Origin of the sequence: Streptomyces sp. XY431, assembly GCF_001279805.1 — a bacterium.
Lineage (GTDB): Bacteria > Actinomycetota > Actinomycetes > Streptomycetales > Streptomycetaceae > Kitasatospora > Kitasatospora purpeofusca.
On record NZ_LGDO01000025.1, the window covers coordinates 14,451 to 38,628 of the forward strand.

A 24,178-nucleotide genomic window follows, 5' to 3' on the forward strand; every position below is an offset into this window, starting at 1 on the left:
AGCTGGGTGCACCGCGTGGTCCGTGCTGCCCGTGCTCCGTGTCTGGTGCTCCGTGCGCGTGCCCCGTGGTCCGTGCTTCCCGCGCGGCCGGTTCCCGCCCGGTGGGGTCTCCACCGGACGGGAACCGGCTACCGCCGGACGGACCCGTTCCCGCCGGATCCGTTCCCGCCGGACCGCCTCCGGACGGCGGCGACGGCCGGACCGAGTGCCGCCCGCAGCAGCCGGGCGACCGGCGCCGGGACGTCGCCGATCGTCTCGACGCGCACCGGCGGCAGTTCGGGCCGCAGCCTGCGGCGGACCGACTCGGCCGCCAGCAGGCCCGAGCGGACCGCCGCCTCCATGCCGGCCACACCCGCCGGTGCGGCGCAGAAGTCGCCGGCCAGGTGGAGGTCGGCGAACGCGGTGAAGGCCTGCGGCCGGTGGCGGGCCGAGCCGGGTCCGGGCGCGTGGAAGGGGGACGAGGAGTGCGGCTGGTAGCAGATGTGCTCGATGTCCTCCCAGTCGAGGCCGGGGAGATAGGTCATCAGCTCCTCCACCAGGATCTTGACGGCCTCGTCGTCGGCGAGGTGCCGGAGCGCGGCCACCCGGCCGACGACGCAGTTGAGCAGGCTGTCGCGGTGCCCGGGCCAGGTCTGCCCGACGTCGATCAGCGTGATCGCGTGCGGTGAGCCGACCAGGCGGATGTGCTCGTCGGGCAGTCCCGGCAGACGGCGGCGCAGGTACAGGTGGAGGGCGCCCAGCGGACGGGAGGTCAGTTCCAGGATCCCGTGCGCCGGGCGCAGCGCCCCGGTGATCCCGGGTCCCAGGGCGGCCAGGCGGCCGTGCGGGACCGCGAGGACCAGCTGGCCGGTGACCGCTTCCTCGATGTCGGTGTCGGCGCCGGCCGGGCCGCGCAGGGTGAGGGTGCGCACCCGGTGGTCGTCGGTCGTCACCGCCGTGAGCTCGCGCCCGGTCAGCACCTCGACGCCCGCGGCCTCCAGCCGTTGCCGGAAGGGCCCGATGAACCAGTGCTGGAGGTCGCCGCGCGGCATCCGGACCCGGCCGGGGTGGCGGACGAAGGCGGCGATGCTGCCGCGGAACCCGGCCGCCGAGACCGCGGTGCTCTCGGCGGCGCTGGAGGCGACGAAGAGGTGCTCGATGTCGGCGATCGCGGCGGGGGAGAGGTAGCGGCGTCCGCGCAGGAAGTCGTGCAGGGACTCGTCGCCCGCGCGGTAGTCCTGGGCGAGCAGGTCGAGCACGCCGTAGAGGAACAGCAGCCGGTCGGCGGCCGGGGTGTCGGCGGTGCGGAACTCCGTTCCAGGGAGCAGCTGGTGGAACTTGCGGGCGGTGCGCAGGTTGTCGGCGAGGCCGAGTTCCCCGACCAGGCGCAGCGTGTTGCGGTACCAGGCGGGGAAGATGTGGACGCCGTGGTCCTCGGTCCGGCCGTCGATCACCCGGGAGCCGGCCATGCCGCCGAGTTCGGGCGAGGCTTCGAGCAGCCGGACGGGGAGGCCGAGCCGCCGCAGCGTCCAGGCCGCCGTCATGCCGGCGAGGCCGCCGCCCACGACGGTGACGTCCTCGCGCTCCCGCGTGCCCGGGTCGGTGTCCGCCGTCACGCCGCACCTCCGTCGACGGCGGCCCGGTGCGCCGCCATGGCGAGCACGGGGTAGATCAGCCGCAGCAGGCTGTCGCGCCAGTACAGGCCGTCGTGGTGCACCACCCAGGTGTGCCAGGGCTCGGCCCAGTCGCCGTCGGCCTGCTGGGTGCGGACCAGGAAGTCCAGGCCGGCCCGCACCGGCGCGCTGTCGGCCCGTCCGGCGGCGACGAGCGCCAACAGGGCCCAGGCCGTCTGGGAGGGGGTGCTGTCGCCCCGTCCGATCCACTCGGGGTCGTGCAGCGCGCGGACGGACTCGCCCCAGCCGCCGTCGGGCCGTTGGTGGGCGAGGAGCCACTCGCAGGCCCGTCGCAGCGCCGGGTCGCCGGGCGGCACCCCGCAGGCGGCCATGCCGGTGACGGCGGCGCTGGTGCCGTGCAGGTGGTAGCAGGCCCACCAGCCGGGCCAGGAGCCGTCCGGGCGCTGCTGGCGGCGCAGCCACTCGACGCCGCGGCGGGCCGCGGGGGTCTCCGCGTGGCCGTCGGCGGCGAGCGCTTCCAGGACGTGGCCGGTGACGTCGGCGGACGGTGCCTCCAGGAAGCCGATCTCGGCGAGCCGGGAGCGGCCGGGCAGCCGCCAGCGCAACGGTTCGAAGGCGGCCCAGCCGCCGTCCTCGCACTGCTGGGACAGCAGCCAGCGGTGGGCGCGCCGACAGGCCTCGTCGACGGCCGGGTCGCTGCCGCGCGGCCGGACCCGGCGCAGCGCCACGACGGCGAAGGCGGTGTCGTCGGCGTCGGGATTGGCGTTGTTGGTGAACTCGTAGGGCCAGCCGCCGGGGACGGGGTCCTTCGTCAGCACCGCCCAGTCGCCGAGTTCGGTGACCTGGTTGTCGAGGAGCCAGCGGACGGCCGGTCCGTCGGCCGCCCCGGCCCCGGGGCCGCCGGCCGCGGCACTCGCGGACAGGGCGAGGGCGGTGTCCATGACGACGGAGGTCCACATCTCGATCCGGCGCTGCCCGTCGCGCTCGACCACGTAGCGGTCGAGCGCGGACAGGGCGGCGACGACGCTCGGGTGGTCGCGGCGCACGCCCGCCGCGTCCAGGCCCATCAGGACGTTCGCGGTCTGCGGCCAGTTGCCGCCCCAACTGCCGTCCGTCTCCTGGGTGTCGACGAGCCAGCGGGTGGCCTTGTCGATCGCCCGGCGACGCAGGGCGCGGACCGGGCGGCGGGCGTACCAGTGGCTGAGGGCGGTCGCGCAGCGGACGGGCAGGGACCTCGGCAGCCGCCGGGCGTCGGGCCGGCGGAAGAGTTCGCGGAGGTCGAATCCGGCGGGCACGACGGGGCGGCTCGCCATGAAGAGGCTGTTGGCGACCACGATGCCGCGGGCGGCGGCCCCGAAGTGGTAGATGTTCCCCGGGAACCGGCTGGGCAGCAGCACGATCTCCGGCGGGACGAGCGGGATGTCGCTCCACGGCCAGAGGCCGATGACGGCCAGCCAGGCGAGCATGAGGAGGTTGTCGACGGCCTCGATGCCGCCGCCGGCCCGGATCGAGGCGGCCGCCGCGCGCATCGGCGGCTCGTCGGGGTGGTGGCCGGCCAGGCGCAGGGCGACGTAGCAGAAGACCGAGAGCAGGAGTTCGTCAGGGCCCTGGTGGTAGGCGGCCCAGCCGCCGGTGGGGCTCTGCTCGGCGAGGATGGTCCGGGCGTCGGCGGCCGTCGTGCCGTCGTCGGACAGGCGCAGGTAGTGGCGCAGGACGACCTCGCCCGCCTCGCCGATGAGGCTGGTCTCGAAGTCGCCCTTCCAGAAGCCGTCGGCGTCCTGGCGTCGGCGGAGCGCGTCGGCGGCCAGGGCCAGGGCGTGTTCGACGGTGCCGGGGATGCCCGGGGCGTCGGTGGTGGTCATCGCTGCGGCCCTTTCGAGGCGGGGACGGTGGCGGGGACGGTGGCGGTGGGGAAGCCGGTGGCGGCGGGGGAGTCGGGGACGGGGACGGCGCCGCGTGCGGCGGCGATCCGGGACTGGCGGACGTACATGAAGACGGAGAAGCTCACGACCAGCGCGAGCGCGGGCGCGCCCACGATGTAGGCCCAGACGTGGCGGATCCGCCACCGCCGTGCCTCGACCACCATGAAGGCCCCGAGCGCTGCCCAGGTCAGTGCCAGGTCCGCGTAGACGAAGTCGGACGCGAGGTTCCCGGTGGCGTCGCGCAGGAAGTTCCGCATCACGCCCCACGGGCCCGCGTCGGCGTTGCGCACGACGAACGTGACGGCCATCGTCGCCATGACCAGGAAGCCGGCGCCGCCGCACAGCGCGTACATCAGGCGCAGCCGGCGGTCCCGCTGGTGGGGCTCAGGCGGTCGCACGCGGTGCCCCTTCCGGGTGCACGGCGGCGGGCACGGTCGTGTCCCGTGCTGCCGTGGCCGGTGCGGCCGTGCCACCGCTGCGGACCCGCTCGTACCGGTAGTCGTCGAGGTCGAAACTGCGGGCCCGCCACGCCGCCTCGTAGGTGGAGGCGGGCCGCACGGCCGGCGCGTCGCCGTGGCGGTCGAAGTAGTAGCTGTTCGTCCCGCGGCAGCCGGCGTCCGCGAAGACGGTGTCGCGCTGCCGGCGCAGCACCTTCGCGAACGAGGCGTCGTGCCGCTCGGGCCGCACCACCGCCTGGGTCGCGCCCCGGCGGCGGGCCTCGCCGATCACCCGCAGCAGATGGGTGACCTGGTAGTCGATCATGCCGAACCAGGAGCCGCCGGTGAACGAGTACGGGCCCACGATGAACCAGAGGTTGGGGAAGCCTTTCACCGAGCTGCCCTCGTAGGTCTGGAACCGGTCGCTCGCCCAGAACTCCCCGAGTTCCCGACCCCCTTGGCCGAACAGCGGGAACGGCGGCAGGTTGTCCAGGACGTGGAAGCCGGTCGCGAGGACCAGGACGTCGGCCGCCCGCTCGGTGCCGTCCGCCGTCAGCACGCCGCCCTCGGTGATCCGCGCGATCGGGTCGGTGACCAGCCGGACGTTGTCCCGGGTGAACGCCCGCCAGTAGCCCTTGCCGAAGGAGGGCCGCTTGCAGCCGAGCCGGTACGACGGCGCCAGTGCCTCCATCAACTCCCGGTCACCGCGCACCTGTTGGCGCAGATAGAGCCGGGAGAACGCCTCTCCGCCGCGGACCAGGAAGGGGAACCGCCGGTAGTGGATCATGGCGATGACGAAGGAGAGCTCGGTGGCGGTGTCGGTGGCGAGCCGGACCGCCCGCTGGGTCCACGGCGCCCGGGCGAACACGCCGCGCACGGCCGCGGGGACGGGCAGGTCGGGTTTGGGGAAGACCCAGGTGGGCGTGCGCTGGTAGACGTCGAGCTGCTCCACCAACGGGGCGATCTCGGGGACGAGTTGGACGGACGAGGCGCCGGTGCCGACCACCGCCACGCGGCGGCCGCGCAGGTCCAGCGAGGAGTCCCAGCGCGCGGTGTGCACCACCGGGCCGGCGAAGCGGTCGAGACCCGCCAGCTCCGGGGTCTTCGGCCGGGTCAGCCACCCGGTGGCGCAGACCACGAACCGCGCCGTCAGCGCCGTGCCGTCGGCCAGCAGCACCTCCCACAGGTGCCCGGAGTCGCGGTAATCGGCCCGTACCACACGGGAGTTCAGGCGAAGCCGGGAGCGCAGGCGGTACTTGTCCACGCAGTGGTCGGCGTAGGCCTTGAGCTCCGCGCCCGGCGGGAAGGCCCGCGACCAGGCCGGGTGCGGCTCGAAGGCGAAGGAGTAGGAGAAGGCACTGATGTCGACGGCGACCCCGGGATAGCGGTTGGCGTGCCACGAGCCCCCGATGTCGTCCTGTTCGTCGAGCAGCAGGAAGTCGTCGATGCCGGCGCGCAGCAGCCCGACGGCGGTGCCGATGCCGGAGAAGCCGGCCCCGATCACCAGCACCTCGTGGTCTGGCACCTCGTGGTCTGGCACCTCGTGGTCGGGCGCCCCGGGGTGCTGCTGCCCCGCCTCGGCGGCGCTCACAGGGCCAGACCCGTCGTCAGCAGCGTCCCGAAGGCCAGCAGCAGCCAGCAGGTGTGCTCCAGCGCGGGGATCAGGTCGCGGCCCCGGGCCCCGCCCAGCACCCGGCGCAGCGGTCGGACCGCGACCGGGGCCGCGCCGAGCACCAGCAACGCCCAGGGGCGGGCGGCCGCCAGCGCCGCCGCCGAGGCGAAGGCCGAGGCGACCAGCAGCGCGTAGTAGATCCGGGTGCGCCCCTCGCCGAGGCGGACGGCGACGGTGACCTTGCCGGCCTCGGTGTCGGTCGGGATGTCGCGCAGGTTGTTGGTCGTCAGCAGCGCGCAGGCCAGCAGGCCCATCGGCACGCCCGCCGGGAGCGCCAGCAGCGGGAGCCGGCCGAGCTGGATGAAGGCGGTGGCGCAGACCGCGATGACGCCGTGGTAGACGAAGATGCTCACGTCACCCAGGGAGCGGTAGCCGTACGGCCGGGAGCCGCCGGTGTAGAACCAGCCGCCGAGCGCGCACACGGCGGCGAGGCCGAGCAGCCACCAGCTGACCGTCACCGCCATGACGACCGCGGCTGCGACGGCGACGCCGTACAGGGCCAGTCCGTGCCGCAGGACCTGCCGGGGGGAGGCCCGGCCGGAGCCGACCAGCCGGGCGGGGCCGAGCCGGTGGTCGTCGGTGCCCCGGATGCCGTCGCTGTAGTCGTTCAGGAAGTTGGTGCCGAGCACGAAGCCCAGGGCGAACACCAGGGTCAGCGCGGTGCGCCGGCCGTCGGGGAGGCCGTCCGGGACGGCGACGGCGGTGCCGACCGCGATCGGCGCCAGGGTGACCGGGAGGGTCTTCAGCCGGGCGCCGACCAGCCAGGCGCGCACGGCGCCGCCGGGGGGCCGCGCGTGGCGCCCCGGCGCGGGCGCGGGCGAGGGGACGGCGGGGGAGGAGGGGGCGGGCGAGGAGGGGGCGGTCACCGCTTCCTCCCCACCGCGAGGAAGAGCACACCGGTGGACCTGGTGGGCACCATCCGGACGTCCTCGCGGCGTCCGGCCAGGAAGCGCAGGCCGTCCCGCAGGTGCGGCCGCAGACCGAGCAGCCGCAGCTCCACGCCGTGGGCCCGCGCGGTGGCGAGCAGCCGCTCGCGGTTGACGAAGAGCCGGTGGTCGTGGGTGCCGCGGGGCGGCCGGCCCGGCAGCGGCAGGTTCTCGGCGAGGGTGACGGCCGCCAGTCGGGCCACCCTGGTGTCGGCGATGGTGTCGGCGATCAGGGTGCCCCCGGGCCGCAGCACCCGGCACGCCTCCGCGAGCACGGCGTACGGGTCGGGCACGTGTTCCAGACACTGCCCGGCCGTGACCACGTCGAAGGACTCCGCCGCGAACGGGAGCCGGGCGATGTCGGCCCGGACCGTGACGTCGTAGCCGTGGGCGCGGGCCTGCCGGAGGGACTGGAACGACAGGTCGACGCCGAACACCCGGTATCCCTTGTCGGCCAGGTGCGGGGCGAACAGTCCGCCCCCGCAGGCGATGTCCAGCAGCCGGCCCCGACCGTGCCGGGCGGCGGGAGCGGCCGGGACGAAGTCGGCCCGGGCGCGGGCGATCCAGCCGAGCGGCGCGAGCGGGCCCCTGGGGTCCCACCATGCGTCGGCGAGCGGGTCGTAGTCGGTGATGAAGTCGCTGCGTACTGCTGGCACGACGCTCCTTCTGAACGGGCAGCGGTCCGGGCCGGGGCCGCGCGCACGGCGTGGCGCGGCCCCGGCCCCGGCTCCGCTGGGCGGGTCGGTCGGGTGGTGGGCGGACGCCCCAGGGCGGCTTCGGCTCGCGGGTCGGTCACGTGGGTCGGTGACGCACGTCGGTGGCGCGGGCCGGTGGCGCGGGCCGGTGACGCGGGTCGGTCACGTGGGTCGGTGACGCACGTCGGTGACGCGCGCCGGTCGCGCCGAGGGTGGGCCGGTCAGGCGGCCGGCGAACGGTCCTCGGCCTCGGGGCCGGTGGCGTCGCGCAGCGCCCCGAGGGCGGGATGGCGGGACGCGAAGGTGGCGACGAGATCCCGCAGACACCGCCGGACGAGCGGGGCGTGCGCGGCCGTGGCCGGGTGGGACTCGACGGCGAGGAGGGCGTTCGCCGTGTAACGCTGCGCCACCTTCGCGGCCCGGGTGATCGCCCCCGACTCCTGGACGGCCTCGACCACGGCCCGGCACCGGTCGGCGGACAGCGGCTGCGCGCTCAGTAGCGGCAGGACCACGTCCGGGGAGTCCTGGACGGCATAGATCACCGGCAGGGTGTAGACGCCGTTGAGTATGTCCTTGGCCGGTTCCTTGCCGGTTTCCGTGCTGCAGATGTCGAGAATGTCGTCCCAGATCTGGAATGCCATTCCCAGATCGTTCCCGAAGCTTTCCAGGGCCGCCTGTGCGCTTTTTTCGGTCTTCCCGCCCAGGACCCCCATGGAGGCGGCCGTCCGCAACAGGCGGGCGGTTTTCCCGGAAACGGCGGCGTAGTACTCGGGCTCGGTCCGGAAGGGGTCGTGGAGCCGGCTGGACTCCAGCATCTGGCCGACGCACATGTCGGCCAGGGTCTGGGCCATTGCCAGCAGGTGGGAGCGCCCCAGTGCCGCGGCGCCCTGCATGCAGCGGGCAAGCAGATAGTCCCCGGTCAGCAGGGCGGTCGGGGTGCCGTACTTGGCGTTGACGCTCGGCCTTCCTCGCCTGACCTGCGCATTGTCTATCACGTCGTCGTGATGGAGGGTTGCGATGTGCAGGGTCTCGACGACCGCGGCGCCTTCGATGACCCGCCGGTGCGTGCGCCGGCCGGGTTCTTCGGCGAGCAGGTACGAGGACAGCAGGACGAGCGTGGGCCGCAGCAGACGCCCGGAGTGCTCCACCGCGTAGGCGATGGGCTCCTCGATCCGGGAATGCGGCTGGGCCACCAAGGACTGGAGTGCCTCCCTGACCCGCACGAGGTCCTTCCGGAGCCATTCCTGAACGAGTGCGGATTCTTCGCCGTGCGCGGAGGCGCGCTCAGCAGGAATCGATGTCGTCATCATGAATTCCTTCCCCCGTGACCTCGCTCCGGAGGTCACGAACAGGCTAAGCAGCCTTTCGCCGGTCGCACCAGGGGGCGTGGATTAATCTGTGCCGGAGGGGGGACGGGACGAGGAAATTCCGGCTCCGCTTTCACGCAGCGCGTTCCGAGGGCGGGGCGTCCGGGCAGGTAGCGCCCGTCGGACCGTCACGCTGCGTGCTGGTTCCACCTTTCGTGGGGTGACGCAGGTCACATTGACAGCCTGCGGAGCCTGTACCGTCGGCGCCAAGGATCTTCGACCTGGGCATGGACGTTCCGGAACTCGTTGCCTAGAGTGAGGGCCGTCGGCTCCGGCGGCCGCCCCGGCGTGCCGCCCTCCCGGAGCCCGCGTCGGCCTCCGCCCGTCGGCGCGACCGTTCTCCCGGCACTCCGAGCGGCGTCCCGCCGCTCGCGCGAACGCCGCTTCCGCACCGCGTTCCTCGCACTGCATTCCTCGCACTGCGTTCTCCGCACCGCCGTATCCACCCGGCGACCTTCGTGACGCGTCCGCCGCGACGTCCGCCGCTACGTCCGTGGCGCCGTCCGCCACGCCGTCCGTGGTGGCGATCCGCCGGCAGTGTCCTCCAACAGTCCTGCCCAGCAAGGGAGTCCGTCCCATGACCAGCACCGCTGTCGTCCCGTCGGCCCCCGGCGCCAGGCCCGTCGTCGGCCACCTGGCGGCCTTCCTGCGCGAGCCGCTGGCGTTCCTGCGCGGGCTGCCCCCGCACGGCCCGCTGGTGGAGATCCGCTTCTTCGGCAAGCCCCTGGTGGTCGTGTGCGACCCCGAACTGACCCGCGCGATGCTGGTGCGCGACCGGGTCTTCGACAAGGGCGGCCCCCTCTTCGAGCGGCTGCGCGAGGCGGGCGGCCAGGGGCTCGCCTCGTGCCCGGCCGCCGAGCACCGACGGCAGCGCCGCCTGATGCAGCCGGCCTTCCACCACTCCCGGTTCCCCGGCTACGCCCGCATCATGACGGAGCGTCTGGACCTCGCGCTCCGCCGGTGGCGCCACGGCCAGACCGTCGACCTGGCCGTCGAGTCCCGCACCATCACCGCCGACCTCGTGCTCTCCGCGGTGTTCGGGACCAGTCTGGACCCGGGTCTGCACGGCCGCCTGGCCGCCGACTTCGACACCCTGCTGGCCGGCTTCACCCGGCACACCCTCCTGCCCAAGCGGCTGCGGAAGGTCCCCACGCCGGGCAACGTCCGCTACGACCGGGCCACCCGCCGGGTGCGCCGGTCCATGGCCGACCTCACCGCCGCCCACCGCCGGCGGGTCGACGCCGGCGGGCCGGGCGCGGCCACCGGGGATGCCGGGGATGCGGGGGAGACCAACCTCCTGTCGATGCTCATCGCCTCGCGCGACCCCGGGAGCGACCTGCCCGCGCTGAGCGACGAGGAACTGGTCGACCAGGCCGTGACCATGTACTCCGCCGGCACCGAGACCACCGCCGGCGCCGTGAACTGGGCGCTGTTCCTGGCCACCACCCACCCCGCCGTCCTCGCCAGGCTCACCGCGGAGGTCGACTCGGTGCTGGGCGGCCGGACCGCCGGCTGGGACGACCTGCCGCAGCTCACCTACACCCGGCAGGTGCTCGCCGAGGCGCTGCGGATGTATCCGCCCGGGTGGTTCCTCACCCGGCAGACCGAGCAGGACGCCGAACTCGGCCCGTACGCGATCGCGCGCGGCACCGTGATCGCCTACAGCCCCTACCTGATCAGCCACCTGCCCGACCTCTACCCCGACCCGGAGCGCTTCGACCCCGACCGCTGGGACGCGCACGGAGGTCAGCCGCAGGTGCCCGTCACCGTCTTCGGCGGCGGCGCCCGCAAGTGCATCGGCGACGAGTTCTCCCTGATCGAGGGCGTCCTGATGCTGTCCTCGCTGCTCAGCCACTGGCACGTCGACCTGCACCGCCGCACCCTCAGCACGCCGCGGCTGCCCCAACTCACCCTCAACCCGGGCCCCATGCCCGCCACCCTCACGGCGCGGCGGCACGCCCGCGTCGTGGTCCGATGACGCGGGCGCGGGCGGGGACACCCGCGCGAACGGCGACCGCCGGGGCCGCGTCCGGTGGGAGCGGCCCCGGCGGTCGCCGGTGACAGGGGATCCGTTACGGGCAGAGCTGGTGCGTGGTGGGGGTGCACTCGGGGTCGGGGTCGATCGGGCCGGGGCCGCCGCCGGGCCGGTAGTTGGACCACCAGATCGGCGTACCGCCGTAGTAGACGGCCAGGTTGCCGCCGTTCTGGATCGCGAGGTAGGCGCCGGGGTGGTACGGGGTACGGCTGTTCCAGACCGCGCGCATGGCGGCGTCGTAGGCGACGAGGTTGCCGTCGGCCTGCATGTAGAGGTAGCTCCCGACGCCGTAGGTGCCGGTGGCCGTCCAGATGGCGACGTTGTTCTTGTAGAGCACCACGTGGCCGTCGTACTGCTGGTAGAGCACGGTGCTGCCGTCCGGCGAGGACCAGCTCTGGCCCCGGCTCAGGCCGGTGGTGCCCTGGATGACGGTCTGGTCGGCGTCCGAGGCGGGCGCGGCGGCGACGGCCGGTGCCGCCGCGGCGGGTGCGCCGGCCGCCGGGGCGCCGTCGGCGGCCTGGGCGGCGGTACCGCCCAGCAGCCCGGCCGCCATCAGGACGGCCCCCAGCGCGACACCGGCGCGGGGAACGAGGGAAGGCGCGATCCTCATAGCGGTCACTCTCCTCAAGTCACTTCTCCAGGTGGCTTGTTGCCTCGACGAGTCTCACCGTGCCCGCACCACCCGGGCAAAGCCCTTCGACCGAGGTCGAAACCGGGCGCGCCCCCGCCGGGTGCGACCCTGTCGGCCGCGACCCCGTCGGCCGCGCCCCCGGAGCCGTCACCCAGGAGAGCGGTCGCCCCGGCGTGCGCGGAGCTGCTTCCGGAACAGCAGGGCGCCCAGGGCGAGCCAGGCGGCGGCCAGCAGCCAGCCCGCCAGGACGTCCAGGGGCCAGTGCACACCGAGGTAGACCCGGGTGCAGCCGATCAGCACGGCGAAGACGGCGGCGGCCGTCGCGGCGGTCCGGGCCGCGCCCGGGCGGGCCCGGGTGACGGCGAGGGCGAGCAGGCCCGCCGAGAGGGCGGCGGTGAAGGCGTGTCCGGAGGGGAAGGCGAAGTCGTGCGCCGTGAAGGCCCAGTCGGCGGCCGGCGGGCGGGGTCGGCCGAAGCCGTGCATCAGGCCCTGGCGCAGCAGCTGCCCCGCCGCCAGCCATGCCACCGGGGCGAGCAGCACGGCGACGGCGGCCGGCCGGGACCGGTGCGGGCCGGTCGCCCGCGCGAGGAGGATCCCGGCGGCGAGGGCGAACAGATAGGAGAAGACCCCGGTGCCCAGGGCGGTGAGGAGCTCGGCGGTGCGCTCGGCCGGGCGCGGCCGGTGCGCCACCACCCAGTCGAGCGCGCCGCGCTCGAATCCGTACGGCGCCCAGCCGTGGGCGGCGACCAGGGCGGCGACGGCGGCGAACACCGCGACACAGACGGCGAGGACGGCGGCGACCGCCGTCGAGGGGCGGACGGTCATGCGGTCAGCCACCTCCGCAGTCCGCCCGCGCGGGCCCGGTCGACCAGGGGCGCGGCCCGGCCGGACAGCAGCCCGAGCACATGGCCGAGGGCAGCGCCCACCGCGGCTCCGAGGAGCACGTCGTGCGGGTAGTGGACGCCGACCAGCACCCGGGACAGGCCCATCACGACGGCCAGGAGCAGTCCCAGCGCGCCGAGGCGGCGGTCGACGTGCCACAGCGCGGCGGCTCCGGCGAAGACGATCACGGTGTGGTTGCTGGGCAGCGACCAGTCGCCGGCGCCGGGGCAGGCCTCCAGGGTCCGGCCGGCGTCGAGCACCTGGCAGGGCCGGGGTTCGCGCAGCCCCGACTTGAGCAGGGTGTCCGCGGCGAACGCGAGCGTGACCACCAGGGGCACGGCCAGCGCGCGGGCCATCAGGACGTCGTCGGTGCGGCGCGCACGCCACCAGCCGAGCAGTATCAGGACGGCGAGCAGCAGCAGCCCGGCGACGGACCAGGCGGCGACGAGGTGCTGGAGCGGCGCCGGGAGGTGCTCGGCCCAGCGGTCCATCCGCAGGTAAAGACCGCCGTCGACCGGTCGGCCGTCGACAGCGAGCCCACCCACGGGCCCACCTGCGAGCCCACCCGCGGGTCCACCCGCGAGCCCACGCACCGGTCCACCCGCGAGCCCGCTCATCGGGTCCGGCCCCGGCGGCGGGCACGCAGCACTTCCAGCACCAGCGGCAGCAGCGAGACCGCCACCACGGCGGCGACGATCGGCAGCAGATAGCGGTCGACGTCCGGGACCGAGGAGCCCAGCGCGTAGCCCGCCATGACCAGGCCGACCGTCCACACCAGGCCGCCCACGACCTGCCACACGGTGAAGGTGCGGACGTTCACGCCGAGCGCGCCGGCCAGCGGGTTGAGGACGGTGCGCACCACGGGCACGAAGCGGGCGAGCACGACGGCCTTGCGATGGCCGTAGCGGGTGAGGAGCTCCTCGGCCCGCACCGCGCCCTCGTGCAGGTGCTTGTTGCGGGAGCGCGTCAGCAGGGCGCGTCCGCCGCGGCGGCCCAACAGATAGCCGACCTGGGCACCGGTGAGGGCGCCGACCACCGCGGCCGCCAGCACCTGGCCGAGGTCGAGGTGCGGGCCGCTGCGCTCGCCGGTGGTGCACAGCAGGCCGGCGGTGAACAGCAGCGAGTCGCCGGGCAGGAAGAAGCCGACCAGCAGGCCGGTCTCCGCGAACATGACCACGGCGATGCCCAGCGCGCCGAACGCGGCCAGCAGCGAGCCCGCGTCCAGCGGATTGACGGCCAGCACGGCCGTCGGGGGTAGCACCATGGAAGCGCCTTTCCGAGAAAGGGGACCCGGCCGCGCCCGGAGGCGGGCCTCGTGCCCACTGACACCGTCAGCATGACCGAACGGCGCTGAAGGTCCGCTGAAGACCTGAAGACGTCTTCAGCTCCCCGTCGCGGCGACCTGCGACCCTGGGGGCATGCGCGTACTGGTGGTGGAGGACGAACAGCGGCTCGCCCTGGCGATCAAGCACGGCCTGGAGGCCGAGGGGTTCGCCGTCGAGATCGTCCACGACGGCCTGTCCGGTCTGGCCCGCGCCACCGACCACCCCTACGACGTGATCGTCCTCGACATCATGCTGCCCGGCCTCAACGGCTACCGGGTCTGCTCCCGGCTGCGGGCCGCCGGCAGTGACGTGGGAATCCTGATGCTCACCGCCAAGGACGGCGAATGGGACGAGGCCGAGGCCCTGGACACCGGGGCCGACGACTACCTCTCCAAGCCGTTCTCCTTCGTCGTACTGGTCGCCCGCCTCAAGGCCCTGGCCCGTCGCATCGGCTCCCGCGCCCCGCAGCGCACCGTGCTCGGCGACCTGGTGGTGGACTCCGCGGCCCGCACCTGCGCCCGGGCCGGGACGCCGGTCGCGCTGACCCCGCGCGAGTTCGCCGTCCTGGACCACCTCGCACGCCGGGCGGGCGAGGTGGTCTCCAAGCGGGAGATCCTCGACGAGGTCTGGGACGGCGGCCCCGACAGCGGGGCCAACACCGTCGAGGTCCACATCAGCGCCCTCCGGCGCAAGATCGACGCGCCGTTCGGCCGGACCGCGGTGCAGACCGTGCGCGGCGTCGGCTACCGGCTGGCGGCCGACGGTGGCTGACCCCGGGGAGTCCGGCCCCGCCCGCCCCGGGGTGCTCGCGGCCCTCCGCCGACGGGCCGGCCGGCTGCTGCGCTCGCCGAGGGTCACCGCCGCGACCGAACGGCTGGCACCCCGGTCGGTCCGCACCCGCACCACGATCGCCGCCTGCGCGGCCGTCGCCGTCGTCCTGCTGGCCGCCTCCGCCGCCGTGGTGCTCCTGATGCGGGTCAACCTGCACCGCACCGTCGAGACCGCCGCCCGCGAGCAGGCCCGGACGGTGGCCTCGACCGCCGCCCAGGGCCCCCTGCCGCACGTGCTCCCGCTCGGCCCCGGCACCGACTTCGTCCAGGTCACCGACGCGTCCGGGGCCGTGGTCGCCGCCAGCCAGAACCTCACCGGGCACCCCGCCCTCACCGGCACCGACGACGGCCACGACAGCTTCGACCTCGGCATGCTCGGCGACGAGCACCACCAGCGGGTCACCACCCTCACCGCCGACACCCCGAACGGCCCGGTCACCATCCGGGTCGGCGCCTCCCTGCACACCGCCGACACCGCCGAGGACCTCACCACCGCCGCACTCGGCGGACTCAGCGCCGTCCTGGTGGCCACCGTCGGCGTGGTGACCTGGCGGGCGACCGGCCGCGCGCTGCGCCCCGTCGAGGCGATCCGCGCCGAGGTCGCCGCGATCGGCGACCGCGACCTCGCCCGACGGGTGCCCGAACCCGGCAGCGAGGACGAGATCGCCCGTCTCGCCCGCACCATGAACGCCATGCTCGACCGGCTGGAGGCCGCCGGGGTGCGCCAGCGGCGCTTCATCGCCGACGCCTCCCACGAACTGCGCAGCCCGCTCGCCGTGCTGCGCACCCAGCTGGAGGTCGCGCACACCCACCCCGACCCCGCCGTCCGCGCGGACCTGGTGGCCGGCGCCCTCCAGGACACCGACCGGCTCCAGTCGCTCGCCGCCGACCTGCTGCTGCTCGCCCGCCTCGACTCCACCGGACACAACGGCCCGGCCGAGGAACTCGACCTGGCCGAGCTGGTGCGCACCTGCCTGGACGGCCGGGGACCCGGGCGGACGGAGGTCGTGACGGAGCTGGCCGACGGGATCGCGGTGACCGGGAACCCGATGTGGCTCGGGCGGCTGCTGACCAACCTCCTCGACAACGCCGAGCGCCACGCCCGCCACCGGGTGACGGTGCGCCTCGTCCTCGACCCGGCGACCGGCCGGGCGGTCCTCGACGTCGCCGACGACGGCCCCGGCGTCCCGCCCGCCGAGCGGGAGAAGGTGTTCGAACGCTTCACCCGGCTCGACGACGCCCGCAGCCGCGACGACGGCGGCACCGGCCTCGGCCTGTCGATCGCCCGCGACATCGCCGCCCTCCACGGCGGCACCCTCGCCATCGAGGACACCCCGGCCGGGTGCACCTTCCGAACCCGCCTCCCGGCCCGCCCCCACCCCGAGGCGCTGGGGCACTGAGGCGCTGGGACGTTGAGGCGCTGGGACGTTGAGACGTTGAGGCACGGGGACGTTGAGGCGCTGAGGCGCTGACGAACGGCGGTACCCGGCGCGCGGGGAGCGCCCCGGGCGCGCCCTCCGCGCCACCCGACGCCACCGGCACGCCGCTCGGCGGAGCGGAATTATCACAGGGAGGGACACGATCGGCTGCGGCCGGGTTACAGTGAAAAGGTCGCCCCGGCGTGTGCAAGGCAGTCCGTCAGGAACAGTTCTCTTCACGGGGTTGAGCCACTGCCGCCGGATCGAGCCGGCGCTTTTCGGTCAGTCCAGCACTCCCCGCCACCCCGTTCCGCCGCATTGTCGGCCAGTTGTCGGCCGCCTTTCGGCAGGCGCGGAGGACGCGTGCGCGGGGCAGAGGATCCGAGCGGATCGGCGTCGGAATACCAGGGGAGGGTGGCGCATGCCTTCGGTGTCCTCGTTCTTCACGCAGGCGACCAATTTCGGGAGTTCGGTGTCGGGAGGCGTGGATCCCCGCACCGGCCTGTACAACGTCCGGATCGTGCTGGGCCTGCTGGTCGGGAACCGTAACCTCGGGCCGTCCCTGCCGCTGGCGCTGGGCTATTCGCCGCTCGACGGCACCGACCTCGGGTTCGGGCGGGGCTTCTCGCCGGGGCTCACCACCTACGACACCGACAACGCCCTGCTGGCGCTGTCCACGGGGGAGCGGTACAAGGTCGTCGAGACCGACACCGCGGTGCTGCCGCAGCAGAAGAAGCTCGACACGGTCCGCATCGGCAGGGACGAGGACGGCGACTTCTACCGGATCGTGCACAAGTCCGGCGAGGTGGAGATCCTGACCGGACCGCAGAACGCCTTCGGCCTCAAAGTGCCCACCGTACTGCTCACGCCCGCCGGCCACCGCCTCTCCCTGAGCTGGGACTTCGGCGAGGCACAGCCCCGGCTGCGATCGGTCGCGGACGAGAGCGACACCCTGCTGACCGTGGACCTGGACGACGGGGCCCGGCACGTACTGCATGTGCTGCCCGGTCGCTCCGAGGGCTACGACGTGGAATTCCTGTTCCGCAACGGGCAGTTGTCGACCGTGCGGCACCTCGGGCTCGGCCCGGGCGAGCCGTTGGAGTGGAGCCTCTCCTACGAGCCGATGGGCGAGCAGGGGGAGTGGGGCTCCTGGCTGACCGGGCTGGACCTGCCGGGCGGGATGTCCGAGACGGCCTCCTACACCGCGAACGGCCACCGCTTCCCGGACAGTTGCGACCTGCCGCCGCTGCCCCGGGTCGTCCGGTTCGCGCAGGAGCCGGGCGGCGGGCAGCCGACGGTCGCGGCGGACTACGACTACACCGCCACCAATTTCGTCGGCGGATTCTCCGGCGCGGGCTACGACGCCGGATCCGACACCCTGTACGGGGTGCTGACCGGTTACACCTACGGGTCGACGGAGTCCCGGACCTGCGGAGGGGACACCAGGACGGTCACCCGGACCTACAATTCGTACCACCTCCTGACCGAGGAGACGACGGCGCAGAACGGCTGTTCCCAGCAGGTCGGCACCGATTACTATGCGCGGATCGGCGAGGAATTCGACCAGCAGCCGGCCCAGTTCCAGCTTCCGACGCAGCGCACGGTCACCTGGACCGATCCGGCGCGGAACACCCGCAGCGACATCACGACCACGGATTTCGACGAGCAGGGAAATCCGCGCAGCCGGACCGGTCCGGACGGCAGCCGGACGGACTGGACGTTCTACCCGGCGGACGGCAGCGGCTCGGACTGCCCGCCCGATCCGCACGGCTTCACCCGCTGGCTGAAGGAGGTCGTCCGGACGCCGCCGGCCACCGAGTTCGACGCGCCCGTCCTCACCACCGCCTACCGGTACGCCCCGTACGCCACCGGGGAGCCGCGACTGGACACCGCGGTACTGAAGTCCCGGGAGCAACGACTCGCCGACGGCCGGGAGTTGTCCGCGGTGGACTTCCACTACCGCACCTCGGGCGAGGAGTTCGGCCGCCTCCTCGGCCTGGACGAGACGGAGACGCTCGGCGGGGACGCGGGTCACGGCTTCGTCACCACCGCCTCGACCCACACCTTCGGCTTCGCGGCGGACGGGGAGGCCCTCGCCCAGACCCACACCCTGACCACCGACGACGGGCTCGCGCTGACCCGCGCGGAGCGGCGCTCGCGCTTCACCGGGCGGCTCTGGTCGGCCACCGACACCCAGGGCAACGGGGTGGCGTTGACGTACGACGGGCTGGGCCGGATGCTGAGCCGCACCGTCAATCCGGGTACCGCCCACCAGGCGGTGCAGACCCGCGCCTACGAGACGGGCGGCGACGCGCCGTTCCTGGTGACCGCCACCTCCCCGATGATGTCCGCGGACCCGGGCGAGCCGGGCGAGCAGGTCCGGGTGGCCCTCGACGGCGCAGGCCGGCCGGTCCGGCGGGAACGCCGGGCCGTCGACGGCGACGGCGGCTGGTACGTCGTCCAGCGGGTCGGCTACGACGAGCAGGGCCGCACGGCCTCCGTCACGGACCTGGACCACCTGCCCGACGGCAGCGCGGGCGGCGAGCTGACCGAGACCTTCCGTTACGACGACTGGGGCCGGGTTTCGGCCACGGACTCCACCGACGGCTCCACCCGGGCCGGCCGGACCGACCCGGTCGCGCTGACCACCACCACCCAGCTGAAGGGCGGCGGCAGCCCGGTCACCGGCACGGTGGTGACCACCCACAACCTGCGCGGCGAGCCGGTGCGGGTGGAGCGGTTCGACCTGCGCGGGGTCTCGCAGGGCGTGCGGACGCTGGACCGCGACGGCTGGGGCCGGGTGCGCCGGGTGACCGACGAACTCGGCAACAGCACACGCCACGACTACAACCCGCGCGGCCTGCCCACCCTGACCGAACTGCCGGACGGCACCCAGGTCTCGCGCGCCCACGACGTCCGGCAGGACGGCGGCGGCCTCGCCACCGAACTCACCGTCGGCAAGGCCCGCTACGGCACGCAGACCTTCGACCGGCTGGGCCGGCTGACCGGCACCGCCTCCGGCGGCCGGGAGTGGCACTACGACTACGACCGGGACAGCGACCTCGTCCCGGCCGGGGCCACCATGCCCGACGGGCAGCGGCGCCGCTACACGGCCGTCCCCGAGCTGGACAACGTGCTGACCCTGGTCCGGGCGGACCAGGTCACCCAGGAGCTCACCCCGCACCCCGTCACCGGCTTCCCGACCGAGGCGCGGGAGGGCGAGGTCACCGTCACGCGCGACTACTACCCCTCGGGGCTGCCCCGCGCCGAGACCGTCTCCCGCGCCGGTGCGCCCGACACCACCGTGAGCTGGCAGTTCACCCTCGGCGGCGAGGAGGTCGCCTGCACGGGGGTGGACGGCGCCGTCCGGCGGACCTCCCGGGACCGGCTCGGCCGGCTCCAGGAGATCGCCGACCCGGACCTGCGGGTGCTGGAGCCGACCTACGACCCGGCGAGCCGGCTGACCGGCTGGACCGTCGAGGACCTCGGCTCGGGCGCCACCCTGGCCACCGCCCTGACCCTGGACGACCTCGGCCGGGAGGTGGCACGCGAGTTCACCTGGGCCCCGGGGGCGACCGGCGCCAGCGAGGTCTGGAAGCAGACCCAGGAGTGGCAGGACAACGACCTCCTCAGCGCCAGGACGCTCCACCGGGGCTCCGCGCTCGTCCGCCGGGAGACGTTCGGCTACGACAGCCGCAACCGGCTCACCGACTACACCTGCCAGGGGCCCGTCCCGCCGCAGGACGAACTCGGCCGCGGGATCGCCGCGCAGAGCTTCCGCCACGACGGCTGGAGCAACCTCACCGACAGCCGGACCGACTTCGCCGACGGCGGCTCCGAGACGGCCACGTACCACTACGACAACCCCCAGGACCCCTGCCAGTTGACCGGGATCAGCCGCACCGGCCCCGCCGGCGACCTCCAACTGGCCTACGACGCGGCCGGCCGGCTGACCACCGACGGGGCCGGGCGCGCGCTCCGCTACGACCCGCTCGGCCGCCTGGCCGCCACCGAGGGCGCGGGCAGCTACGGGTACGACCCGTTCGACCGGCTGCTGACCCGCACCGCGCCGGACGGCGGCACCGGCGTGCTGTCCTACCGCGGCGAGACCCTCGCCACCGTCACCGAGGACGACCGCGCCGCCCGCCTGCTGCACCTCGGCGACCACCCCGTGGCCCAGCACGGCCCGGGCGGACAGCCGGCGACCCGCCTGCTGGGGGCGGACGGCACCGGGACTGTGCGGGTGTCGGCGTCCACGGACGAGCCGGACCAGTACGCCTACACCCCCTACGGGCTGCGCCCGGCGCAGGCCGGCGCCGGCATCCTCGGCTTCACCGGCCGGCCCGTCGACCCGGTGACCGGCTGCTACCACCTCGGCAACGGCGCCCGCGACTACCACCCGGAGCTCCGGCGCTTCGCCACCCCCGACCCGCTCAGCCCCTTCGGCGCCGGCGGCGTCAACCCCTACGCGTACTGCGCCGGAGACCCCGTCAACCGGGTCGACCCCTCCGGCCACCTCAGCTGGGCGGCCTGGCTCGGCATCGGCCTCGGGGTCGCGGGCCTCGCCCTCACCGTCGTCACCGGCGGGCTGGCCGTCGTGGCGGCGGGCGGTGTCCTCGCCGCCCTCGGCGCCGCCTCCACCACCACCCTGGTCGTCGGCGCCCTGGGCGTCGCCTCCGACGTCACCGCCATCGTCGGCGGCGCCCTGGAGAAGGCCGCGCCCAGGGCCTCCTCGGTCCTGGGCTGGGTCTCGCTGGGCACCGGCCTGGCCGGCCTGGCCGAGGGCGGCGCCACCCTCGCCCGCACCGCCTCCGGGATCGGCGCCCGCGCCCCGGAGGCCGCCGGGGACGCCGCCCACGGGCTCGGCGGCGGCAACTTCCGCGGCCTGGAGGACTGTCCGACGCTGGTGGACGCCCCGGACGGCGGGCCGATGGTCGTCCGGGTGCCCGAGGTCATGCACGGCCGGTACGACCGGGAGCGGTACTTCACCCGCACCCCCAACCCGAGCCACCGGAACGCGGTCTGGACGAGTGTCTACCGGGCCACCCCGGACATGGTCGAGGCCACCGCCAGGGAGGCCCGGGGGCTGCCCGACGTACGGGAGATCCACATCCTGTCGGGGACGCACGGCACCCGGACCGGCGAGCGCGGCCCCGGTGAGATCGACCGGCGGATCCTTCGGGAGGACCGGGACCTTGCGGACACCATGAACGCGGAGGACCCGCAGGTCCTGGTGACGGCCCACAACCTGCCCCGGATGCGGCGCGGCGCGCTGCGGGCGGTCCTGGAGCGGCCGAACGCCGAGATCATCGCCGCCTTCTGCTACAGCCGCAACGACCGGGCCCTGCGGGAGATCCTGGGGCTGCACCCCACCGTCTCGTTCACCAAGCGATAGGGCGCGACCCGAAAGGCCGCGCCCCGGGCGAACCCCTCGCGGCGCACCGTCGTACCGAGAAGCGGAGGAGACCGCAGATGACCCAATGGGCAGGAGTGTCCAAGCTCTCGCTGATGCTGGAGACCGGAGGTCCGGGCGCCGAGATCTACGCGAACGGCCGGAACCAGGTCGCGGTGACCATCAGCGTCAAACCCACCGACGAGAACGGCGGCACCTACTACGGGGACATCTCCTGGCCGAACCGGGTGAACCTCGTCGACTACGTCAGCGGTGAGAAGCTCGACTGGCAGGGCCGCGAAGGCTGGTGCTTCACCGACCGGGAGGACCGCTACTTCCACCACGTCCCCGGCGGGGGCAGCCGGGCCGCCGCCGAGCCCGAACTCGCGGCCGACGGAACGCAGAAGTTCACCTTCTACGTCACCTGCTGGCCGGGCGCGGACCGGAAGTCGGTCTCGGCCTGGGTCGAGACGGACACCGGGAAGGTGTACACGACCACGGCCGGATCGGGCTCCTTCGAGGGCAAGGTCACGCTCGACCCGCTGGTGGCCCTGACCCACCGGCGCTCGGGTGTCAACTGGGAGTACTCCAGGACGGCCACCAGGTACGAGAACGACACCAAGTACGTGACCACCGAAGCCTGGAACTACTACCTGTCGCTGGACTCCACGGACAACTACTTCGTCACCTTCTCGGTCTCGGGCTACTGGAGCGACCCCGGCTACGAGGGCTTCTTCGCCTGCGACATCAAGCCCGACAGCCGCCACAAGAACCTCTACGGCTCCTACGTCTGGTACCAGGAGCCGCACGGCAGTTCGTACGACGGGGACGGCGGCTACGGCGGGCTGGTCGTCAACTTCCCCGACGGCAACAAGTGGTGGGACTACGCGCGGATCTACGACCGGCCGTACCCCGAGCAGTACCTGTGCTTCACCTGGGTGCACGCCACCACGGGAGGGGACGGCTGGCACATCCCCAACGGGCCGATCAACACCTGGCGGGTGTACTTCAGCCCGGTGATCACCGCGTGGGACCGGTACGGCAACACCGGCAAATTCAGTATCGACGGATCGGGCGTGGACAGCGGGATCGAGCTCGCCGACTACTCGTAGCACCCGGCGGCATGTGCGGGGGTGGCCGGGTGGTGGCCGGCCTGCCGGACGTCCGGCAGGCCGGCCACCGGGTCAGACGGGGTCCACCCGCGCCGGGGTACGGGTGGCGAGGCCGAACGGGCGCAGCAGCTCCCAGCCCCGCGACTCGTACCAGGACCGGTCGAAGCCGGTGACCGGGGGGACGTGCAGGGTGCCGCTCTGGAGGCCCTGCGCGAGGGTGCGCCACAGCTCGTCGACCAGGGAGCAGTGCCGCACCGCCTCGGCCAGCTCGGTGGTGGTGAACGGCGGGCCCTCCATCCGGACCAGCCGGATGTCGTAGCAGCCGCGGTAGCCGTGGCCGAAGACGGTGAACGGTGGGTGCCAGACCTGGGCGCCGGGCGCGCGGATCGTGTACCGCACCCGGGAGGCGACGTGGCCGCCGTGGTGGTGCTCGGCGTGCTCCGCGATGTCGGGCACCTGCGGCGGGAAGAAGTAGTGCCGCTTCTCCGGGATCTCCGCCCGGTCGTACTCGCCGGGGGCGAAGTGCCAGCGGTTGTACATCATCCGCTGGGCGGACCGCCACAGGATCGGCGCGGTCTCGTCGCCGACCTCGGCCATCCGGGTCGGGTGCGGCAGGCAGCAGCAGAAGAAGTCGCCCTTCTTCAGCGCCAGGACGCCGTCGGGGCTGCCGGGCCGGACACCGCGCAGCCCGGACAGGTCGCGCACCGAACTGCTCATGCCGTAGTCGGCGTCGGTGGCCACGATCGACGACAGCACGACGGCCGCCAGCAGTTCGCCGACCGCGCCCTGTGCGGGGGGAGCCGGGCCGGGGTCGGCCTCGGCGATCGCGTCCAGGGCGACGGCCGCCAGGGTCATCGCCCGCAGGTCCGCCCTGACGTCGCCGCTGGGGTCCACCCCGAGGTTCAGCCGGCCGTGCCGGGCGACCAGCTCCGGCATCGTCTCCGGGTCGCGGGGCAGCGGGAAGTCGAGCAGCCGCTCGTTCTTCACGAAGGTCAGCCCGTTGATCCGGCGGTAGCGCATCAGCTCCGAACGGTCGACGTCGTGCATCAACTCCCTTACGGTCTGTGCCAGTTCGAGAAGCGGGAGGCCGGCCGCGCCGCCCGGTCCGCGGTCCAGCGCGGCGCAGTACTGGGCGTGCCGGTCGAGCAGGAACCCGCGCAGGCCGGTGGCGGAGAGCTGCAGGCCGTTGAACTCCTCGAAGCGCACCGAACGGCCGCTGACGAACAGGCAGTAGGCGAGGACCACGAACAGCCGGTCGGCCGGCCGCCAGTCGTCGACCGGGGAGGTCCGGAGACCGGTCAGCAGGCCCTGCCGGGTGAGGGTGTTGGTGCCCGCGTCGGACTTCGAGAAGACGTCCCGGCCGATCAGGATGTAGACGCTCTCGACCCGTTCGACCCAGTCGGCGAGCCGGGCGAGCCGGTCGTCCAGCTCGCCGTTCTTCTCCCAGGTGCGCAGGATGGTGTCGGCCTCGTGCCGGTCGGCCGCCTCCCGGGCCTCGATCACCCGGGTCTCCTCGGCCACCGCGTCGAGCACCTCGGCCGGGACCCGCAGGCCGCCGACGGGCTCGGCCTCGGGGCCGGGCGGTTCGCCGGGCGCCCAGAGCGACAGGCCGGCCAGCGGCGAGCGGGTGAGCGTGACCGTGGCCGGATCCCGTTCCGGGGCCGCGTTCGGGTCCGCGTCCGGGCACGCCGAGAGGAACTCCACGTCGCCCCGGCCGAGGACGTGCTGCACCAGCAGCGATTCCCAGGTGGTCAGCCGGGAGCAGGCGAGGCGCAGGGATATCCGCCCGTTCCTGGTGAGTTCCGCGAGCAGCAGCGCGGTGGCACCGGCGCCGGCAGCGGAGCCGGCGGCGGTCGCGCCGTCGGCGGCCCGGGGGATCATGACCGCGCTCCCGGTCCGCACGGCACGGCCGGGGCGTCGG

At 74.1% G+C, this 24,178-nt stretch carries 17 protein-coding genes; 5 read left to right on the forward strand and 12 right to left on the reverse strand.

Annotated elements, in window-relative coordinates:
- Positions 1-128 precede the first annotated feature (128 nt).
- From ADK60_RS04390 to ADK60_RS04420, 7 genes are all read right to left on the reverse strand, one after another.
- Complete coding sequence (locus tag ADK60_RS04390) at positions 129-1,595, reverse strand: FAD-dependent oxidoreductase (RefSeq protein ID WP_234370937.1); 1,467 nt, start codon at positions 1,593-1,595, stop codon at positions 129-131.
- The gene (gene shc / locus ADK60_RS04395) at positions 1,592-3,475 is read right to left on the reverse strand and encodes a squalene--hopene cyclase (protein WP_053643360.1); all 1,884 of its coding nucleotides are present in this window, start codon (positions 3,473-3,475) and stop codon (positions 1,592-1,594) included. Before shc ends, ADK60_RS04390 begins: the two co-directional genes overlap by 4 nt.
- Positions 3,472-3,933: a DUF2834 domain-containing protein gene (locus ADK60_RS04400; protein ID WP_234370938.1), complete on the reverse strand. Its 462-nt coding sequence runs from the start codon at positions 3,931-3,933 to the stop codon at positions 3,472-3,474. The genes shc and ADK60_RS04400 overlap by 4 nt, the downstream gene beginning before the upstream one ends.
- Entirely contained in the window at positions 3,920-5,563 is a 1,644-nt protein-coding gene (locus tag ADK60_RS04405) for a flavin-containing monooxygenase (RefSeq protein ID WP_234370939.1), read from the reverse strand. The genes ADK60_RS04400 and ADK60_RS04405 overlap by 14 nt, the downstream gene beginning before the upstream one ends.
- A complete protein-coding gene (locus tag ADK60_RS04410) occupies positions 5,560-6,510 on the reverse strand; it encodes a 1,4-dihydroxy-2-naphthoate polyprenyltransferase (RefSeq protein WP_199839594.1) in 951 nt (316 codons plus the stop codon). Before ADK60_RS04410 ends, ADK60_RS04405 begins: the two co-directional genes overlap by 4 nt.
- On the reverse strand, positions 6,507-7,226 hold the full coding sequence (ubiG, locus tag ADK60_RS04415) for a bifunctional 2-polyprenyl-6-hydroxyphenol methylase/3-demethylubiquinol 3-O-methyltransferase UbiG (RefSeq protein WP_053643362.1): 720 nt from the start codon (positions 7,224-7,226) through the stop codon (positions 6,507-6,509). The genes ADK60_RS04410 and ubiG overlap by 4 nt, the downstream gene beginning before the upstream one ends.
- Before the next feature lie 260 nt (positions 7,227-7,486).
- Positions 7,487-8,572: a polyprenyl synthetase family protein gene (locus ADK60_RS04420; RefSeq protein WP_159400291.1), complete on the reverse strand. Its 1,086-nt coding sequence runs from the start codon at positions 8,570-8,572 to the stop codon at positions 7,487-7,489.
- Between the two features lie 637 nt (positions 8,573-9,209).
- Between ADK60_RS04420 and ADK60_RS04425 the strand changes: the two genes are divergently transcribed.
- Positions 9,210-10,610, forward strand: coding sequence for a cytochrome P450 (locus ADK60_RS04425; RefSeq protein ID WP_053643366.1), 1,401 nt, complete (start codon positions 9,210-9,212; stop codon positions 10,608-10,610).
- A gap of 94 nt (positions 10,611-10,704) precedes the next feature.
- On the opposite strand, the gene ADK60_RS04430 is transcribed toward ADK60_RS04425, so the two are convergent.
- The 4 genes from ADK60_RS04430 to ADK60_RS04445 form a co-directional block, all read right to left on the reverse strand.
- Complete coding sequence (locus ADK60_RS04430) at positions 10,705-11,277, reverse strand: hypothetical protein (RefSeq protein ID WP_053643368.1); 573 nt, start codon at positions 11,275-11,277, stop codon at positions 10,705-10,707.
- 168 nt (positions 11,278-11,445) lie between these two features.
- Entirely contained in the window at positions 11,446-12,123 is a 678-nt protein-coding gene (locus ADK60_RS04435) for a phosphatase PAP2 family protein (RefSeq protein WP_053643370.1), read from the reverse strand.
- Positions 12,120-12,725: a phosphatase PAP2 family protein gene (locus ADK60_RS04440; protein ID WP_053643372.1), complete on the reverse strand. Its 606-nt coding sequence runs from the start codon at positions 12,723-12,725 to the stop codon at positions 12,120-12,122. The genes ADK60_RS04435 and ADK60_RS04440 overlap by 4 nt, the downstream gene beginning before the upstream one ends.
- A 68-nt stretch (positions 12,726-12,793) precedes the next feature.
- On the reverse strand, positions 12,794-13,444 hold the full coding sequence (locus ADK60_RS04445; protein WP_053643374.1) for a DedA family protein: 651 nt from the start codon (positions 13,442-13,444) through the stop codon (positions 12,794-12,796).
- A 154-nt stretch (positions 13,445-13,598) separates the two neighbouring features.
- Here ADK60_RS04445 and ADK60_RS04450 point away from each other — a divergent pair, with 154 nt between their 5' ends.
- From ADK60_RS04450 to ADK60_RS04465, 4 genes are all read left to right on the forward strand, one after another.
- Positions 13,599-14,276 carry a response regulator transcription factor gene (locus ADK60_RS04450; protein ID WP_053643375.1) on the forward strand — a complete coding sequence of 226 codons (678 nt, stop codon included), beginning with the start codon at positions 13,599-13,601 and terminating at the stop codon, positions 14,274-14,276.
- Positions 14,269-15,735 (forward strand): sensor histidine kinase, encoded by a 1,467-nt coding sequence (locus tag ADK60_RS04455; protein ID WP_234370940.1) that lies wholly within the window; start codon positions 14,269-14,271, stop codon positions 15,733-15,735. The genes ADK60_RS04450 and ADK60_RS04455 overlap by 8 nt, the downstream gene beginning before the upstream one ends.
- 502 nt (positions 15,736-16,237) lie before the next feature.
- Complete coding sequence (locus ADK60_RS04460) at positions 16,238-21,148, forward strand: RHS repeat-associated core domain-containing protein (RefSeq protein WP_053643378.1); 4,911 nt, start codon at positions 16,238-16,240, stop codon at positions 21,146-21,148.
- A 77-nt stretch (positions 21,149-21,225) separates the two neighbouring features.
- On the forward strand, positions 21,226-22,257 hold the full coding sequence (locus tag ADK60_RS04465; protein WP_159400292.1) for a hypothetical protein: 1,032 nt from the start codon (positions 21,226-21,228) through the stop codon (positions 22,255-22,257).
- Between the two features lie 72 nt (positions 22,258-22,329).
- On the opposite strand, the gene ADK60_RS04470 is transcribed toward ADK60_RS04465, so the two are convergent.
- Complete coding sequence (locus ADK60_RS04470) at positions 22,330-24,138, reverse strand: hypothetical protein (RefSeq protein WP_053643381.1); 1,809 nt, start codon at positions 24,136-24,138, stop codon at positions 22,330-22,332.
- Positions 24,139-24,178 lie beyond the last annotated feature (40 nt).